Source organism: Thermococcus thermotolerans, from assembly GCF_024707485.1.
Taxonomy (GTDB): domain Archaea; phylum Methanobacteriota_B; class Thermococci; order Thermococcales; family Thermococcaceae; genus Thermococcus; species Thermococcus thermotolerans.
On the sequence record NZ_CP102602.1, the window covers coordinates 1,309,781 to 1,326,807 of the forward strand.

Sequence of the window (17,027 nt, forward strand, 5' to 3'; positions counted from 1 at the left end):
TCATGTCGGTGGAAGACATCCTCTACAGAATCGGTGAGTCCGTGGATTCAGGGATCAGAGAACTCATGGATTTCATAAATCCCTCCCCCTCAGAGGAGCCGCCAAGCTTTAGATATCTCAGCAGACTCGTGAAGAAGAGGTTCACTGCCCATGAATACCTCAGCCTCAAGCTCCAGCTGGCCTTTCTCAGCTATCTTATTCTCAATCTAATCCTGCTCTTCATCAAGGCCAGCCCACTGTGGCTCGTGGGCGTGGCGGTGGTTTACTTCCTCTATCTCCGCTACACATTGGTTAGGAACCGGGAGTTCTTTGTGGAGTATGAACCCTACAGGTTCTTTTACTACGCAATATCTCTTATTTCCCTCGCTGTTTTCCTGGGATACCTCGTGATACGGAAGATAGCCACGAGCATCTACTATTACTACGCATACCTGCTGGTGGCCTTTGCCATCGTGATGGCATTCAGATGGTACTTCAAGCAGAGATACGGAAGGGACTATACCTACGGCATCGTTGAGGAGATCAAGGGCGATGCCGTCAGGGTCTTTGTTCACGACGACATAGCGGCGAACGTCAAGCCCGGCCACTACTGGGTCGATGCCGTGGAAGACCTGGAAGTTGGCAGGGTGGTGAAGCTCATCGTGGAGGACAGGAAGCTCAAGGGGGCGGTTCCGGTAAGGATAATAGAGGTCTATCTCACGGATCAGTCCTCCCAGAGCTCGACAGAGCCGAAGGAAGAAACCGAATGAAGAATGAGGAGATATATCGAGTGACAGGGCTCAACAAGGTTCGTCTTGACGAATCCCCTACCTCTCTTCTTTATCTCCAGGGGCTCGACTCCGCGGCATTCTGGAAAGATTATAACGGTGTCTTCTCCCTCTACAAGACGGAAGCCGAGTCCCCCACAGACCCTCTCAAGGAAAACCCTGAACTCCTGCCATCTATCAATTTTAGTGAGATAGTAGACCGTGTGCCCCAAGCTATCACCAAAAATAGTAAGAGTTAAACTTTAAAAAGTTTTCTAATTTGCAATCTATAGTCGTAACCAGCAAGGCTTTTCAGGTGGGGTCTCAAAATGATGGGGGAGCGATGATGAGAGAACCCGTTACCGATAAAAGATGGGGAGAGGACCGACTAGCTGAGCTCCCCGCAGAGTTGTGCGAAGTTACGGTAAATATCCGCCCCCCTCTCCGTGTGGGCAACCTCGGGATGGAACTGGACGCCGTAGATGGGAAGGCTCTCGTGCTTCATGGCCTCAACAGGGCAGGTCTCACTCCTGGCCAAGAGCTTGAAGCCTCCAGGCAACTCCTTTACCTCGTCCATGTGGCTCTCCCACACCTTGAGCCTCTTTGGAAGCCCGCGGAAGATGTCGTTCTCCTCCAGTATCTCCACCTCAACGAGGCTGTATTCAGCCTTTTCGCCCCTTCCGACCTTCCCGCCGAAGTGCTTCGCTATCAGCTGGTGGCCGAGGCAGATGCCAAGGATTGGGACGTTGAACTCGTCGTAGTGCTCCAAGATGGCGGAGCAGTTGCCGGTTTTCTCTATGTCCGGGCCACCAGAGAAAATGATGCCTTTCGGCTTCATTGCCTTTATCTCCTCAAGCGGCGTCGTGTTGGGGATTATCTTGGCCTCAACGCCGAGGTATCTTAAAGTCCTCCATATCCTGTGGACGTACTGCCCGCCGTTGTCCATTATGACTATCATTCTCTCACCTCCAGGAGGTTGAAGAAGGCATTGGATTCTTCAGCGAGGTAAAAAGCCCTCAAATCGAGTGATTTGGCCAGCTCGGCCATTCTTTTGTCGTTGGTTATCAAAACAGCGTCAAGGTAACGGGCAGTCGCAATGAAGTATATGTCAGATGCCTTGTGGTGCGTCTGAAAGGCCACTTCCCTCAAATCCTCCATTATCAGTTCCTCCGGAACCCATATGACGATTTCTGAGTAGTGGTCCAGCGCTCTCTCCACGGATTCCCTCTCAAAGTACCTCGACAGAACGGCTATAAACTCAACCTCGCCGAGTCGCGGGGCATAGAGCTCAATTCTGCCGAGCTGGGCGTTCTCAATGACCTCTTCGGAAATCTCTGTTCGTTCAGGATAGAAACTTGAAAACAGATGAAAAATCACCGATGTGTCCACAACGACCCTCATGTTTCCTCCTCCCTTAGGCGAAGGAGGTAGTCAGTGGGATCCTCCTTGAACTTCGCAGGTGTTACTTTCTTCCTCATCTCCCTCGTCAGCTCAAGGAAGTCATCGCTGTAAACCCTAACCCTAAGCCTCTGCCCTTCCTTGAGCTTAAGGGGCTTCAGCGGCTTCAGCACGCCGTTCTCATAGATGACCTCAATGATCTCCCCCATTCTCCCACCGTATCCTTTTACGCTCAAGATGTAAATAAGGGTATCGAGTCACTCAAACTCAATCGTTGCCGGGGGCTTGTTGGTGATGTCGTAAAGCACCCTTCCAACCTCGGGAATCTCGCTGGTTATCCTGAAGGCTATCCTCTGCAGGACCTCGAAGGGAACGTTCATGGCATTTGCTGTCATGCCGTCGAGGCTCTCAACCACACGAACCGCTATCGTTTCCTTGTAGGCCCTTATGTCGCCCTGAACACCGACGGTCTTCACCCCCAGCAGAACAGCGAATGCCTGCCAGGGCTTTAGACCGGCCTTCTCGATCTCCTCCTCCACTATGGCGTTTGCCTCCCTTACAATGGCGACCTTCTCCGGGGTAACCTCACCGAGAACCCTAACCGCCAACCCCGGCCCCGGGAAGGGCATGCGGTTGTATATCTTCTCCGGGAGGCCGAGTTCTTTGCCCAGCTCCCTGACCTCGTCCTTGTAGAGGTCGCGGAGCGGCTCTATCAGCTTGAGGTTGAGCCTCTCCGGGAGTCCACCAACGTTGTGGTGGCTCTTGATTTTCCCCTTGCTCTCGATCCAGTCCGGGGCTATCGTTCCCTGGATTAGGAACCCGGCGTCGATCTCCCTCGCGACCTCTTCAAAGGCCTCGATGAAGACCCTGCCGATTATCTTTCTCTTTTCCTCGGGGTCGGTGACGCCCTTGAGCTCGCTGAAGAACCTTTCGCCGGCATCGACGTAGTGCAGGTTGAGACCAAACTCGTCCCTGAAGGTCCTGACGACGAATTCAGGTTCGCCCTTCCTCATGAAGCCGGTGTTGACGAAGACCGCGTGGAGCTTATCGCCTATGGCCTTGTGAGCAAGCACCGCAGCGACCGAGCTGTCAACGCCGCCGGAGAGCGCTATTATGGCCCTACCATCGCCGACCGTCTTCCTTATCTCCTCAACCTTCTCCTCGATGAACCTCCCCCACATGAGCACCACCTTTTCCCAACCATTCGGACGTCAATTTATAAACCTATCCGAGCGGGAATTAAACAGGTTCACGTCAAAATTTCGTCGAGCCTTCCCTCGTTCTCGGCCTGCCTCAGCTCCATCGCTATCCTTCTTCCGGTGCTGACCGGATAGTCATAGCGGAGCCAGCTGTATGGGGAACCATAAATGAAGGGGTTCGTCCCAGCGACTATCCTGGCGGAAATCTCGAAGACGACGAACTCAAGCTCCTCTGTGAAGACCCCCTCCAGACAGAAGGGGCCCCAGAGGCCACCCATCAGCTCCTCGGCAGCCTCAACGACCCTCTCCCCGGCCTCGATGACGTCCATCAGCAGGCTTTCGCGGAGAACTAGCGGAATGTTGCCTATCACCGTATAGTTGGTGTTCAGTTCAAGGTCGAGCTGCTCTCTGGCCGGAATCCTGCCTATCGCATCGACGTTGGACTCGTAACGCCTGTCTATGCTCATCAGCTCCAGCTCTCGGTTGAGCTTCGAGTAGAAGTAGTGCGGATAAACCGGAACGCCGAGAACGTACTCCTGAATCTGGATTCCGCTCAGCTCTTCCTTGTTCTGAACCCCGAGCCTTTCAGCTTTCTTCCAGAAGTCCTCAGAGCTCTTGGCCAAAAAGTAGCCCTTCCCGCCCTTGGCACCGTGGGGCTTGACTATGACCGGCCCGTCTATGTCGTCTGGGTCGTCGTAAACCCTCGGAAGGCGGAGTTTAGCCTTCTCAAGCCACTTCCTTTCCAGTGAGCGGTCGCTCTCCCACTTCAAGACTTCTTTGTTGCCGTAGTATGGAACGCGCATCTTCTCGACCAGCTCGATTCCGAGATGGGCCACGAAGGAGCCGGTTGGAATGACGACGGCATCCAAGCTGAGCAGCTCTTCCTCTGGATAGCTCCCCTCAATGAAGTAGTCCGCCACCGGAAAGTAGCGCGTGTAGAGGGGCCTAACGCGGAGGTTCCCAAAGGCAACCGTCTCAAAGCCCTCCCCCTTTGCCCCCTTCAAAATCTGAAGGGCAGAGTGGGATGCATACGTCGAGACCCTCATTCCCCCTCACCCAGAAGCTTTGGCAGGGACTCGTGGACTGCCCTCAGCTCGGAAACCAGCCTTCTCAGGAGTTCCTTTCCGCTCCAGTTGAAGATCACGTCACTTCCCTTCGCCTCTCCGATGACTGCAAAGTGTTTGAAGAGTGCTTTAAGCTCGTCAAGGTTCTCCTCGGGGAAGGCAACTATGTAGCGCCCGTGACTCTCGCTGAAAGCTACCTCCACCGGGTTCAATGTTTCGGCTGGAACCCTTGAGAGGTCAACCGTGAAGCCTACCTTTCCTGGGATGGCCATCTCCACGAGGGCAACGGCGAGTCCACCCCTGCTAACGTCGTGAACCGCTCTGACGAGGCCTTTCCGTATAGCCTTCAGAATTCCCTCGGAGTTGACCTTCTCCTCGTCGAGGTTCACGCGCGGGGCAAGACCGCCTTCAACGCCGAGCCTTGAGAACAGCTCCGAGCCGCCGAGTTCGGCCTTCGTTACCCCAACGACGCCTATGAGCAGTCCATTGTCCAGCCCCATCTCCGGGATTTCCTCAAGCTTTACCTTTCCGAGGCCGGCAACGACCGGTGTCGGCTTTATCGGTTTTCCTGCAACCTCGTTGTAGAAGCTGACGTTCCCGCTGACGTACGCCAAACCAAAGGCTTTGGCCGCATCGGCCAATCCCCTGACGGTCTCGGTGAAGCTCCAGTAGACCTCGGGCCTCTCGGGCGAGGCGAAGTTGAGGTTGTCCACCAACGCTAATGGCTCGGCCCCAACGCTCACGAGGTTTCTGACAACCTCGGCAACCGCCCCCATCGCACCGTGGTAGGGGTTGAGGTGGCTGTGGCTTGGGTTCCCGTCGGCGGTGAATGCCAAGCCATACTCGTCGTTGAGCTTGAGCACCGCCGAATCCCTTCCGGGCTTGAGGACCGTCCTCCCCTGGACCTCGTGGTCATACTGCTCCCATATCCAGCGCTTGCTTACGATGTTCGGACTGCCCCAGACGAGGTCGAAGGCCTCGCCGAATGAAACGTCGGGAGTTTCAACCGATCTCTCTGCGCTGTAGGGCCTCTGCTCCCACTCCATCGTGGGAACGTCCGCTAAGAGTTCAACCGGAAGGTCTGCAACTTTCTCCCCATTCCAGTGTATCACAAAGCGCGGCTCCTCGATGACCTCCCCCACAACCGTCCATTCGAGGCCGTACTTCTCGAAAATCTTTCCGAGGACGTCAACGTCGGCTTCGCTAACCGCGAAGAGCATCCTCTCCTGGCTCTCTGAAATCATGACCTCTGTCGGGCTCATTCCCGGCTCGCGGAGCGGAACCCTGTCGGCGTAGATTACAGCCCCGAAGTCCTTCTTGCCGGCCATCTCGGAAGCGGCGCAGGTTAGACCGCCCCCTCCAAGGTCCTTGAGCGCCCTGACCTTTCCGGTGTAAACGGCCTCAAGCGTGGCTTCAATCAGCAGCTTTTCCGTGAAGGGATCGGGGATCTGGACGGCGGAGCGGTCTTCCTCCTCCGCGTTCTCTCCGAGTTCCTCGCTCGCGAAGGTGACTCCGTGGATGCCGTCCCTGCCGGTCCTGTTGCCGACGAGTATAAGCTTGAGACCCGGCTCAGTTACGTAGCTGTGAACGAGGTGCTCGGGCTTCATTATCCCGATACAGGCCACGTTCACCAGCGTGTAGTTGTCGAGGCTCTCATCGAACTCCGTCTCGCCCCCAACGGTAGGAACGCCTATCCTGTTGCCGTAGTCGGCTATGCCCTTAACAACGTACTCGAAGAGATAGCGGTTTCTCTCCCTCTCCAGCGGGCCGAAACGGATCGGGTCAAGCAAAGCAATCGGCCTTGCACCCATGCATAGTATGTCCCTCACTATTCCGCCGACTCCCGTGGCCGCTCCCCCGTAGGGCTCGACCGCGCTCGGGTGGTTGTGGCTCTCTATGCCAACGACTATCCAAGTGTTCTCGTCGAACCTCACTATTCCCGCGTCCTCACCGGGGCCCAAAATGACGTGCTCGTTCTCGGTCGGCAGGAGCTTCAGCCAGAGCCTGCTCGACTTATACGAGGCGTGCTCGCTCCACATGACTTCGAGCATCGCCCACTCAAGTTCGCTCGGCTCTCTCTTCAAGCGTTCACGGATGAGCTTCTCCTCGTGCGGAAACACGGAATCACCTCCTCACCCACTCCACCATGCTTCTAAAGAGCCTCAGACCGTCTTCACTGCCCAAAAAGCGGTCGCTCGCGCGCTCCGGATGGGGCATGGTTCCAAGGACGTTGCCTCTCTCGTTGGCTATCGCCGCTATGTTCAGAATCGAGCCGTTGGGGTTAGCTTCCTCGCTCATGTTTCCTCTCTCGTCGCTGTACTGGAAGACGATTCTAACCTTCGATGGGTCGTCCACGTAGTAGTTCCCCTCTGCATGGGCTATAGGCATCCTTATGACCTCTCCCGGCTCGTAGAGGGAAGTGAACGGCGTTTCAACGTCGTTAACGTGAAGGTGCACCCACCTGCAGAGGAATCTTGGCTTCTTGTTCGGCCTCAGTGCCCCCGGAAGGAGCCCCGCCTCCGTCAGAACCTGAAAGCCGTTGCATATCCCGAGGACGGGTCTCCCCTCGCGGGCGAACTCCTTCACTTCTTCCATTATCTCCTGCCTTGCCGCTATCGCCCCGGCGCGGAGGTAATCGGCGTAGCTGAAGCCACCGGGCAAAACCACGCCGTCGAAGTCCTTGAGGCTCGTTTTGTACCAGACGCGCTCGACCTCGGCGCCGGCCTTTCTTATCGCCCTCTCCGTCTCGAAGTCGCAATTCGTTCCGGGGAATACGACCACGGCGAAGCGAACCATCTCAGCTCACCGGCTCGATGCTGTACTCGTAGTCGTGGATGAGCGGGTTGGCAAGGAGCCTTTTGCACATCTCCTCCACTTCCCGCTCTGGCTTTTCGCTCTCCAGCTCGAACTCGAAGTACTTGGGAACGTGCAAGCTCTCCACCGCGTAGCCGAGGTTCCTGAGGGCGTTTCCTATGACCCTTCCTTCGGGGTCGTTGAGTCCCTCTTTTAAGCGAACGATGATGGTAACCTTCCACCTCATGGGCATCACCTTATCAAAAATATGTAAAAATTTGGAGTTTTTAAGGTTTATTTTAACATAAATTTGTCAAGAATACGTCAGCTCCAGCGCGAGCCTTACGGAATCCTCCGAGACGACTCTCATTACCCCCTTGTCCCCCATGAGGAGAACGACATCTGTATGAAGCGTCTTCATGAAGACCCAACTTCCTCTCGGTCTCATAGAAGATAAAGAAGAGAAAGCTTGATACATCTGAACAAAAAAGCAAAGATGAGAAGGAGTACTTATTTTTTAGGAATGTTTGATCGCCATCATTAAGAATAAGCTCGCAAAGAGCGCAAGGATTCCAGATACAACATAAGCGCCTCCAAGGCCAAAGATATCAGCAATGAGCCCAACTGCAATGTTGGCAAGCATTGAGAACATACCTCCTATCGTGCTAAGTGCGGATGTAACGGTAGAGCGGATTGGAGAGGGTATAAGCTCATTTCTGAACGTTATCATGGCGGGTGCTCTAATGGCTATTATTATCTCAAAGAGAGTTATGAGTGCGAGGAGGGATAAGAGGCCCTTAACAATGCCCATTGCGATTATCAGAAGACCCATCAACGGCGTTGTGATTGCTAAAATTTTCCTGTGGTCCATGAACCTAGAGAGCCTGAGAGATACGAATCCCCCGAAAGACGTTGAAAGTATCAGCAGGGGATAAACGTAACCTATACTGCTTTCCCTGAGTCCGGCTTCCTTTGCAAGAACCATCCAGAACATGAAGAACGAGCGACCTGCGAACGACAGGAAGAAACTCGCAACGAGAAGATAGTGGAGGGTCCTTTCCCGGGCTATATGTTTCAATCCATCCTTAAGGATTTCTCCGTAAGGTTTTGCCTTTCCGTGGCCATAGTTTTCCTCAAGGAAGAGGAGTGCCAACAGGGAAGCGCTTATCCCACAGATGCCGGCCAAGAGTATGGGAAGGTTAAGGGCATAGCGTGAGATGGTTCCAGCAACAAAGCCAGCTACTGTCCCTAAAATACCGTTTATAATCCTCATGCGGCTGAAGACCATGTGAGCCCTCTTTTTATCGCCTTTAATGGCATCATAGAGCCAGGGAGTGAGCGTTCCGCTCATAAAGGCACTTCCAATACCAGCCAGAGCAAATGCCAGGGCTATTATAAAAAAGCTGCTCGAACAGGCGATTATGATAAGAGAGACTCCAAATAGCAAGATACCAACCGCGTAGTTAAGCCTTCGCCCGTACCTGTCAGCCAGACCTCCCGTCGGGAAGTCCGTTATGAATGTAAGGAGAGATGAAACCGACTGAAAAAAGCCGATTTGAGCAAATGAGATTCCCAAACTCCTAAGCCAGATTGTGAGGTACGGGCCCATTAAGTGAGTCATCCACGCCCCTAAGGAGGATACGAGTATGTATCCCTTTTCTGGTGAAATCTTTTTCACTGGTTCTCCCCCCATTTCTTGATATCCTGCCCAGAGACAAAGAGGAAAAAGATAAAGATTTATATCCATTCGTCGATGTCCTCGTCACACCCACCTCCGTTGCATTTTGTATTCACTTCAACTTCTAGTCCATCAATATCTAAAACCAGCCCTTTGATTGTTTTCTTCTTTATCTGCCCTAGCAACTAAATCACCTCGTAGTAAAGGGATCTATATCATTCCATACGGCCCCACACTAACCTACTAATGTGTACGTCGTGGAATACTTTTTCTTTCCCAAGCAACATACAGTACAACAAATCTGGATTCTTGAAGTTTTTGTACAATGAATATATTCTGCCAGCACATGGCTCACACACTTCTTTGAATTTACACACGTTACACTTGGCGGTTCCATACTTCTGGTAATGGAGAAGTTCTGAATCCCCGTTCATCCAGGATACGTATATATCCCTCAAACTTTCGACATAAATATTTCCTAATGAGTGGTGGTGTGTCGACCTAAAATAGTGACACGGATAAACTGTGCCATCAAAATTTATGGCAAGCTGATGAATTAGTGCAGTACAAGTATAATTTGAGTCAGGGTTTGTAGAATCGATATTAAACTGATCTTTGAGTTTGTGTATTTTTAGCATGCTCCTAATCTCGTCTAATTTTTCATCTGGAAAACAAACATTATTCTTTTTTGCTTCACCAACTAGGGAAGGGATAGTTAACAGAAGCTTTGAAACGCCTATTGACTTCAAAAATGAAGCATATTCTTGAATATTGTCAATTATGTCTTTTGTTAGTTGAGTATTAACAGTAACCCTAATACCAGCATCTACAAGGAGTTTTATCCCAGATATTGTTCTTTCAAAGGTTCCTTTACCTCTAATTTTTTCGTGCATCTCTTTTAGTCCTTCAAGACTAACTTGAACTCCATTTATGTTGCACTCTTTCAAAACACTTACTATGTCTTCGTTCAATGTCGTTGCATTGGTAAATATTGTTATCTTAAACTCTAATTTGTTAGCAAGATTAAGAATTTCTGGAAATTTTGGATGGAGGGTAGGCTCTCCTCCAGTCAACGTTACATGATGTGCGCCAAGATCCCTAGCATCTGTGAGGACTTCTTCAATTTTCCCAAAAGGCAATGTAATCTTTGCGTTTTTCAAGTCTTCCAGATAGCAATGTTTACATTTTAAATTACATGACGATGTTATTGAGATGTCAACACTCCGTAGACCTAACCTCGCCTCCATCAAACTCCCCCCACGTTTATTCCAAATAGATTAAAAATATAATAAAAATCAAAACATCAGATCTTTGCAGTATCCCTCATCTCCATTAACTTTTGTGTTTATTTCAACGTCGAACTCCTCATCAATCTCTAAAGCTAAAATCTTAGTTTTTTGTTTGTTCTCCACTTTCTCCACCCCCACTTTCTTTGCCTCATCGTTATCTCGGCATGTTATCCTAAGTACGTAGTATTATTTAAGTATTTTGTAAACTTAAGGTTTGTGATTTAAAGTTATTAAATTTCTAAAAAAAAAAGTAATCCATAAAAAGCTCCTTTTCACAAATTCGGAATTTTTAAACAAATAAAATTTTAAGAAGTAATCAAGAGATTGTAAATCATGTAACAACCTTCTCAAGCTCATCTAACTCAATCGCGCGCTTTATCTCAAGGGCAACCCTCCTTCCCGTGCTCATCGGCTTCCTCCAGAGGGAATTCCCATAGGGGTGACCCATCGCCATGTGGATGTTGGTTCCGCCGCCGGTTCTCGGGGCGACGTCGTAGATGTAGAAGTTGAGGTCCTTGTCCACCGCAGTTTGCAGGGTGAAGGGGCCGATGATTCCCGGGGAGTAGTACTCCCGGGTGGCCTCCACATAGCGCTCGGCCATGTCGAAGACCTTCTCAAGGAGGGACTCGCGGAGCGTTGAGGATGCGTGGCCGCAGACGGTGTATTCCGGCTCGAACTGCCACTCGGGCAGGGCTAACTGCTGTGCCGCTGGAAGGCGAACGTGGCCGTCCAGGCTGGTCTCAAAGCGCCAGTCAATGCCCAAAAGCTCTATCTCCTCATCAATCGGCGAGTAGAAGAAGTCGAAGTTGAACACCGGGCCAATGATGTAGCGCTCAATTCTCGCTTTGGCGAGGTCTTCCTCGGTGATTACGCCGAGCTTGATGAGCTTCTCTGCCTTCTCGCGGAATTCTTTGTAGCTTGCCGCCGTGAAGAAGCCGCGCTCAAGCCTCTTCTTGGCATGGGGAAGCTTGACGATGACGAGGCCGACCTCGTCAATCTCTTCTGGTTTAACAGGTTCAGGATAAGGGAGCCCGGCCCTCTCAAGGAGCCAGTAGTAGCTCCTCCCCTCGCTTCTCTCCTCGCTTCTGAGGAGATTTCTGCTGCCGAAGAGTGGAACTTTGAAGTCGTTCTCAACCCTGTCGATGCCGGTGTAGACCACGAAGGAGCGGTTTGGCACGAAGATGACGTTCCTTTTGACCAGCTCCTCCTGAACGTCAATTATCTGAGCGAACTTCTCAAGAACCATGACCTCGTCGATGAAGCCCTTTGTCAGGCCACCCCTCGTCTTCCTAAGCTTGAAGTACTCGGCGTAGGTCCTGTGCCTGCCCCTCTGGGCGACGACGAGAACCGGAAGGCCTTCCTCCCTTACCCCGTCGGCTATGTCTAAGGCCGAATGGCTCCCGATGACTCCAACGGTTATCTTCTCCGGGTCGTAGCTTTCAAGAACGCCCAAAATCTCCTCACGGCTTATCATTCCAACCACCTCAGCATGAATTCGGCTCGAACTCCCTTCCAAACTCCCTCATGGTGCGTACCCTCTTCTCAACGCTCTCTCTCGTGCCGACGTCTCTGCGATAAAACAGCTCACCCCTAACGTGGGGGACGGCTTTCTCGGCTATCCTCTCCGCCTCTTCGAGAGTGTCGGCGATTCCAACGACCGCTATGGCACGGGAACCGAGGAGCGTGAAGCTCTCATCGATCGAGGCGTAGTAGAGCCTTGCCCCGGCATCTTCCACCGCTTTTTCATCGACCTCGACCTTTACACCCCTAACCGGGCTAAGGGGGTAGCCCCTTGGAGCGAGGTACTTGACGACTGTGGCTTTGTTCTCAAACTCCGCCTTTCCGAGGTTGCCGTCAACGATCCCCTCGGCAATATCAAGCAGGCTCGTCTTAAGGAGCGGGAGGACGTTCATTGCCTCCGGGTCGCCAAAGCGGGCATTGTACTCGATTATAACCGGGCCATCTTTGGAGAGCATGAACTGGCCGTATAGGATTCCCCTGTACGGTGTTCCGTTCTTCCGCATGGCTTCAACGGTCGCCTTCAGGGTTTCAAGGGCCTTTTCGTAGTCTTCCCTCGGAACGAAGGGGAGTAGGTGGCTGGAACATGAGTAGCTCCCCATGCCGCCGGTGATGGGACCTTTATCGTCCTCGTAGGCGTGGGGATAGTCCTGGGCAAGGGGCATGGGGATTACCCTCTTCCCGTCCGTGAAGACCTGGAAGGTGAACTCAACGCCCTCGGTTCTTTCCTCAATTAGGACTTTTCCATCTTTTCTAATCAGCTCCTCGGCGTAGGCCTTGGCTTCCCCGTTGTCCCTCAGCTGATGGCCGACCACCTTAACGCCCTTCCCGCCGGTGAGCCCGAGGGGTTTCACGACGACCGGCCTTCCGAAGTCGTCCATCCAGGAGCGCATCCCAGAAATATCATCAAAGACGCGGAAGAGCTTCCTGCCGGGAATTTCATACCTCTCCATGAGGGAGCGGGCGAAGGCCTTGTTGGTCTCAAGCTGAGCGGCTTCTTTAGTCGGTCCAACCGCAGGAATACCCTTCTCCTCGAAGGCATTTACGATTCCCTTCTCCAGGGGTGACTCAGGCCCTATGAACGCGATGTCAATTCCCCACTTCTCTGCAAACTCAAGAACTTTGGGAACATCAGTTTCCTTCGCGAGGCCATACTCCTTCGCCAGCCTGACCAGTCCAGGATTCCTGTGCTTCGAAACGACGTACAGCTCGGCGCCGCTCCTCACGAGCGCCTCACCGATGGCGTTCTCCCTACCGCCGCCTCCAACGAGCAGAACCCTCATGAGCTTCACCATTTATTTGTCAAAAACTTGAGTTTTTAAGCTTTGTTTTTACATTAAAATGACAAAATTTATAAAGGTCAAGATGAACTCAATCCGGTGAAGCCCATGAAGGTGCTCGTGGTAATGGGAAGCAAGAGCGACTCCCATATAGCCGAGAAGGTTACCGGGGTTCTCGACGAGTTCGGCGTTGACTACGACGTTGAGGTCGCCTCAGCCCACAGAAACCCGAAAAAGGTTGAGGAGCTTGCCAATAAAGACTACGAGGTTTTCATAGCCATCGCCGGACTGAGTGCTGCACTACCCGGGGTTATAGCGGCCCACACGGTCAAGCCCGTCATCGGAGTTCCTGTTTCGGCCAAGCTTGACGGTCTCGATGCCCTCCTGAGCATAGCCCAGCTCCCTCCAGGTGTTCCAGTTGCCACCGTTGGTATAGACAACGGCAAAAACGCCGCACTGCTTGCAGTGGAAATCCTCGCGGTAAAGGATGAAAAACTGAGGGAGAAGCTCGAAGAGTACAGGAAAAGGATGCGGGCATAAGCCCGCATCAGGACAATCTCTTATTCAATCCTCACTTTATTTTAGAAACATCTGATTTAAGCACACATTTTGGAACATTTTAGCATTTTTAAGTCTTTTCTTTTTCCGTCGAACTGTAACAAGGTGTTAATCAAATCAGGTGTTTTCTCCTCTCGTAGTCCTGGGAGTGCCACTCTGAACTCCTGGTTCTAAGCTCAACCGTGTGTGCAACCATCTCGGCACGTTTCTTAGCTTCAACAACGTTCCTCCCCCATGCGAGCACAACCCCGAGCCTTCTGCCCGGATACGCCTCCGGCTTTCCAAAGAGCCTCAAAGTTGCGTTCGGTACGCTTAAAGCCTTGACCAGCCCGCGGAACCGTGGGGAGTAACCGGAGACGTTGGCCTTGATGACGTGAGTTGCCGCCGGCGTTAGGATTGGGAACAGGCGGTACCCACCGACCCACTCTCCGGGAATGGGAAGTCCCAAAACCGCCCTGAGGTGAAGCCCGAACTCGGAGAAGCCCGTTGGATGGGAGGCTAAAGTCACCATGCCCGTGTCGTGGGGCCTCGGCGAGACCTCGTTGGCGTAAACCTTATCTCCCTTCACGAACATCTCGACGCCGAACAGTCCGAGGCCGCCGAGGACGTCGGTTATGAGCTTCGCTATGCGGTAAACCTCGCGCTCGGCCTTTTCGCTTATCTCCGCCGGCTGCCAGCTCGCGTGGTAGTCGCCGTCAATCTGGTAGTGGCCAACCGGCTTCGGAAAGGTCGTGACTACCTCACCGTCCTCATCGTAGTGTCTGACAGCTAACTCGGTTATCTCGACGTCGAAGTCTATGTGCTCCTCGACTATGATTTTCTCCGCGCTGCCGCGGGCCTTCTTCTTAGCGACTTCCCACGCCTTCGGAATATCCTCCGGCCCCTTAACGAAGTAGGAACCCTTTCCCGAGGAGCTCATTATGGCCTTGGTGTGGCAGGGGTAGCCTATCCTCTCGCAGGCATCGTAGAGTTCGTCGAGAGTAGTTGCATACGCGTATCTCGACGTTGGAACCTTGGCTTCCTTCGCGAGGGTTTCCCTCGTCCTCTCCCTGTGCATGGCTATCCAGGTTGCTTTCGCGTTTGGAACCACGAAGTAGCCGTCCTTCTCCAGCTCGAAGAGGGCATCGAGGTTAATCGCCTCAATCTCGGGGATTATCGCGTCCGGCTTTTCCCTCTCGACAACCGAGAAGAGGAAGTCCGCGTTTCTCATGTTACCGACGTAGGAGCGATGGGCGACCTGCATCGCAGGGGCGTTTGCGTAGCGGTCAACCGCTACGACCTCAACTCCCAGCCTCTGGGCTTCAATCGCTATCTCCTTTCCCAGCTCGCCGCTTCCGAGGAGCACTATCTTCTGGGCAGAATCCGTCATAGCGGTTCCGAGCTCATTCCGGGGCTTGATCATGACCATCACCTCAAATTTTGACGTTAAAATGTTAAAAATCCATTATATTTAAGCCTTTTTAAGCATAAATATGACAAAGCTTTTAAGCCCTCGATGGAACTCTCACCGGTGATGCTCATGCTAACCTACGCTCAGGCCGGAGTCGATGACGAGAAAACCGCGAGGGCCCTCAGGGGAATCATCGGGCTCGCGAAGAAGACCTTCGAGTTCAGGAGGGGTAAAACCGGTGAGCCGAGTGGAATAGGCCACTACGCTGCGCTTATGGACTTCGGCGAATTCTACATAGCCATGACAACCGACGGGGTTGGGACGAAGGTGCTCGTAGCTGAGGCCGTCGGAAAGTTCGACACAATAGGGATAGACATGATAGCGATGAACGTGAACGACCTGCTCTGCGTTGGTGCCGAGCCGGTGGCGCTCGTCGACTATCTCGCCGTGAAGGAGCCGGACGAGAAAATCTTTGCCGAGATAGCCAAGGGGCTCTACGAGGGGGCGAGGCAGGCGGGGATAGCGATAGTCGGGGGAGAAACCGCTGTGATGCCCGACCTGATAAACGGCCTCGATTTGGCAGGAACGGCCATAGGTACTGTCCGGAAGGGAGAGGTAATAACCGGTGAGGAGATAAAGCCAGGCGATGCCGTCATCGGAATCGCCAGCTCGGGAATACACTCCAACGGTCTGACACTGGCGAGAAAGCTCCTCATCCCGAAGTACGGCCTCGACTACGATTATGAAGGCAAAAAGCTCTGGGAGTGGCTTTTGGAACCGACGAGGATTTACGTTAGGGCCGTCTTGGAGCTCATCGAGAGCGTTGAGGTTCACGGATTGGCACACATAACCGGCGGTGGTCTGACCAACCTCAAGCGCCTCACCAGCCACGGTTTTTCCCTTAAGATGCCACCAATCGGAGGAATATTCAAGCTCATCCACGAGAACGGCGTTCCTCTGGAGGAGATGTTCAGGGTTTTTAACATGGGGGTCGGCCTCATAGCGATAGTCGCGCAGGGAGAGAGGGAAACGGCCCTGGAAATCCTCAACAAGCACTTCGAGAGCTTCGAGCTCGGCACCGTCACGGAAAAAGAGGGGATAGTCGTGAAGAACTACGGGATAAGGCTTTAAGCCCCCCTCCAAACTTTTCTTGGTGGTCGCATGGAGCTCACGGTAAAGAGGAAGGCTTTCCTTGAGAACCTGCCGGGGCTGGTGGAAAGGGCCGTAAGCGAATACGGAATCCGGCTGAGGAAAATAGTGATAGAAGAAGACGAAAAGGGCTGCTACACGGTTCTTATAACCTACGAGAGCGAACTGCCCGTAAGGCGCTCGTAGAGCTCCTCGTAAGCTTTAACGAGGTCGCCTTTATCAAACCTGAAGACATCCTTGTCGAGGCTCTTCTTTGTCTCGGCGTCCCAGAAGCGGCAGGTGTCCGGGCTTATCTCGTCGCCGAGGATTATTTCACCCCTCTCGTTCTTTCCAAACTCCAGCTTGAAGTCGACCAGGATTACTCCGCGCTCGGCAAAGTACTCTCTAAGGATTTCGTTCACCTTGAGGGCTATGCGCTCCATCTCCCTTATCTCGCCCTCGCTTATCCCGAGAACTCTGGCATGGTGATGGTTTATCATGGGATCGCCGCGGCTGTCGTCCTTGTAGTAGAGCTCGACTATCGGCTCTTTTAATTCGGTTCCCTCCTCAAGGGGAAGGCGCTTCTTCAGGCTCCCGGCAACGACGTTTCTAACCACGACCTCGATGGGGTACATCTTCAAGCGCTCAACGATGAGCCTGTTGTCGCCGGCGACCCCTATGAAGTGCGTCTTAACACCCCTCTCCTCAAGGACTTTGAAAAGAACCGCGCTTATCTGGGCATTGAGCCAGCCCTTGCCCCTAAACTGGCCCTTCTTCTTACCGTCGAAGGCCGTTGCATCGTCCTTGAACTCCATAATGGCCTTTCCATCGTCGAGAGGGATAACCTTCTTGGCCTTACCTTCGTAAACCTGCATGGGCTTCACCATTTTTGTGTAAAATCATTCCATATTTAAGGCTTGTTTTAGCATGTAAATGTCAATCAATGGGCAAAGCTTTTAAACACAAAAGGGCTAAAATACGGCGTC

The 17,027-nt window shown here is 52.7% G+C and carries 20 protein-coding genes; 4 read left to right on the top strand and 16 right to left on the bottom strand.

Annotation, left to right across the window (positions count from 1 at the left end):
* The first annotated feature begins 2 nt into the window (after positions 1-2).
* The gene (locus NUS69_RS07555) at positions 3-749 is read left to right on the top strand and encodes a DUF2101 family protein (protein ID WP_258083217.1); all 747 of its coding nucleotides are present in this window, start codon (positions 3-5) and stop codon (positions 747-749) included.
* Here the strand turns inward: NUS69_RS07555 and NUS69_RS07560 are convergent.
* The 14 genes from NUS69_RS07560 to purD all read right to left on the bottom strand — a co-directional run bounded on the left by NUS69_RS07560 (position 704) and on the right by purD (position 12,968).
* Positions 704-979, bottom strand: a complete 276-nt coding sequence (locus tag NUS69_RS07560) for a TonB-dependent receptor (protein ID WP_258083218.1) — start codon at positions 977-979, stop codon at positions 704-706. The genes NUS69_RS07555 and NUS69_RS07560 overlap by 46 nt on opposite strands.
* Before the next feature lie 155 nt (positions 980-1,134).
* Entirely contained in the window at positions 1,135-1,704 is a 570-nt protein-coding gene (locus NUS69_RS07565) for a GMP synthase subunit A (protein WP_258083219.1), read from the bottom strand.
* Positions 1,701-2,147, bottom strand: a complete 447-nt coding sequence (locus NUS69_RS07570) for a type II toxin-antitoxin system VapC family toxin (protein ID WP_258083220.1) — start codon at positions 2,145-2,147, stop codon at positions 1,701-1,703. Before NUS69_RS07570 ends, NUS69_RS07565 begins: the two co-directional genes overlap by 4 nt.
* Positions 2,144-2,353: an antitoxin AF2212-like protein gene (locus NUS69_RS07575; RefSeq protein ID WP_258083221.1), complete on the bottom strand. Its 210-nt coding sequence runs from the start codon at positions 2,351-2,353 to the stop codon at positions 2,144-2,146. The genes NUS69_RS07570 and NUS69_RS07575 overlap by 4 nt, the downstream gene beginning before the upstream one ends.
* Positions 2,354-2,401: 48 nt before the next feature.
* The gene (gene guaA, locus NUS69_RS07580; protein WP_258085041.1) at positions 2,402-3,325 is read right to left on the bottom strand and encodes a glutamine-hydrolyzing GMP synthase; all 924 of its coding nucleotides are present in this window, start codon (positions 3,323-3,325) and stop codon (positions 2,402-2,404) included.
* 68 nt (positions 3,326-3,393) lie between these two features.
* Complete coding sequence (locus NUS69_RS07585; protein WP_258083222.1) at positions 3,394-4,389, bottom strand: formate--phosphoribosylaminoimidazolecarboxamide ligase; 996 nt, start codon at positions 4,387-4,389, stop codon at positions 3,394-3,396.
* Positions 4,386-6,527: a phosphoribosylformylglycinamidine synthase subunit PurL gene (gene purL, locus NUS69_RS07590; RefSeq protein ID WP_258083223.1), complete on the bottom strand. Its 2,142-nt coding sequence runs from the start codon at positions 6,525-6,527 to the stop codon at positions 4,386-4,388. Before purL ends, NUS69_RS07585 begins: the two co-directional genes overlap by 4 nt.
* Positions 6,528-6,531: 4 nt before the next feature.
* Complete coding sequence (gene purQ / locus NUS69_RS07595) at positions 6,532-7,203, bottom strand: phosphoribosylformylglycinamidine synthase I (protein ID WP_258083224.1); 672 nt, start codon at positions 7,201-7,203, stop codon at positions 6,532-6,534.
* A 1-nt stretch (position 7,204) separates the two neighbouring features.
* Positions 7,205-7,447: a phosphoribosylformylglycinamidine synthase subunit PurS gene (gene purS / locus NUS69_RS07600; RefSeq protein ID WP_258083225.1), complete on the bottom strand. Its 243-nt coding sequence runs from the start codon at positions 7,445-7,447 to the stop codon at positions 7,205-7,207.
* 270 nt (positions 7,448-7,717) lie between these two features.
* A complete protein-coding gene (locus tag NUS69_RS07605; RefSeq protein WP_258083226.1) occupies positions 7,718-8,878 on the bottom strand; it encodes an MFS transporter in 1,161 nt (386 codons plus the stop codon).
* Between the two features lie 215 nt (positions 8,879-9,093).
* Positions 9,094-10,125, bottom strand: a complete 1,032-nt coding sequence (locus NUS69_RS07610; protein ID WP_258083227.1) for a radical SAM/SPASM domain-containing protein — start codon at positions 10,123-10,125, stop codon at positions 9,094-9,096.
* Positions 10,126-10,173: 48 nt separating this feature from the next.
* Complete coding sequence (locus NUS69_RS07615; protein ID WP_255453695.1) at positions 10,174-10,299, bottom strand: hypothetical protein; 126 nt, start codon at positions 10,297-10,299, stop codon at positions 10,174-10,176.
* A gap of 199 nt (positions 10,300-10,498) precedes the next feature.
* Complete coding sequence (locus tag NUS69_RS07620; RefSeq protein ID WP_258083228.1) at positions 10,499-11,641, bottom strand: formate--phosphoribosylaminoimidazolecarboxamide ligase family protein; 1,143 nt, start codon at positions 11,639-11,641, stop codon at positions 10,499-10,501.
* 10 nt (positions 11,642-11,651) lie between these two features.
* On the bottom strand, positions 11,652-12,968 hold the full coding sequence (gene purD / locus NUS69_RS07625; RefSeq protein WP_258085042.1) for a phosphoribosylamine--glycine ligase: 1,317 nt from the start codon (positions 12,966-12,968) through the stop codon (positions 11,652-11,654).
* 105 nt (positions 12,969-13,073) lie between these two features.
* Between purD and purE the strand changes: the two genes are divergently transcribed.
* The gene (purE, locus tag NUS69_RS07630) at positions 13,074-13,505 is read left to right on the top strand and encodes a 5-(carboxyamino)imidazole ribonucleotide mutase (RefSeq protein WP_258085043.1); all 432 of its coding nucleotides are present in this window, start codon (positions 13,074-13,076) and stop codon (positions 13,503-13,505) included.
* A 130-nt stretch (positions 13,506-13,635) separates the two neighbouring features.
* Here purE and purT read toward each other — a convergent pair whose 3' ends face one another.
* Positions 13,636-14,925, bottom strand: coding sequence for a phosphoribosylglycinamide formyltransferase 2 (gene purT, locus NUS69_RS07635; protein ID WP_258085044.1), 1,290 nt, complete (start codon positions 14,923-14,925; stop codon positions 13,636-13,638).
* Between the two features lie 117 nt (positions 14,926-15,042).
* Between purT and purM the strand changes: the two genes are divergently transcribed.
* Positions 15,043-16,044, top strand: coding sequence for a phosphoribosylformylglycinamidine cyclo-ligase (gene purM, locus NUS69_RS07640; RefSeq protein ID WP_258085045.1), 1,002 nt, complete (start codon positions 15,043-15,045; stop codon positions 16,042-16,044).
* A 30-nt stretch (positions 16,045-16,074) separates the two neighbouring features.
* A complete protein-coding gene (locus NUS69_RS07645) occupies positions 16,075-16,248 on the top strand; it encodes a hypothetical protein (RefSeq protein ID WP_258083229.1) in 174 nt (57 codons plus the stop codon).
* Here NUS69_RS07645 and purC read toward each other — a convergent pair.
* Positions 16,215-16,916: a phosphoribosylaminoimidazolesuccinocarboxamide synthase gene (gene purC, locus NUS69_RS07650; protein ID WP_308686523.1), complete on the bottom strand. Its 702-nt coding sequence runs from the start codon at positions 16,914-16,916 to the stop codon at positions 16,215-16,217. The two genes, NUS69_RS07645 and purC, sit on opposite strands and share 34 nt — an antisense overlap.
* Positions 16,917-17,027: the final 111 nt, after the last annotated feature.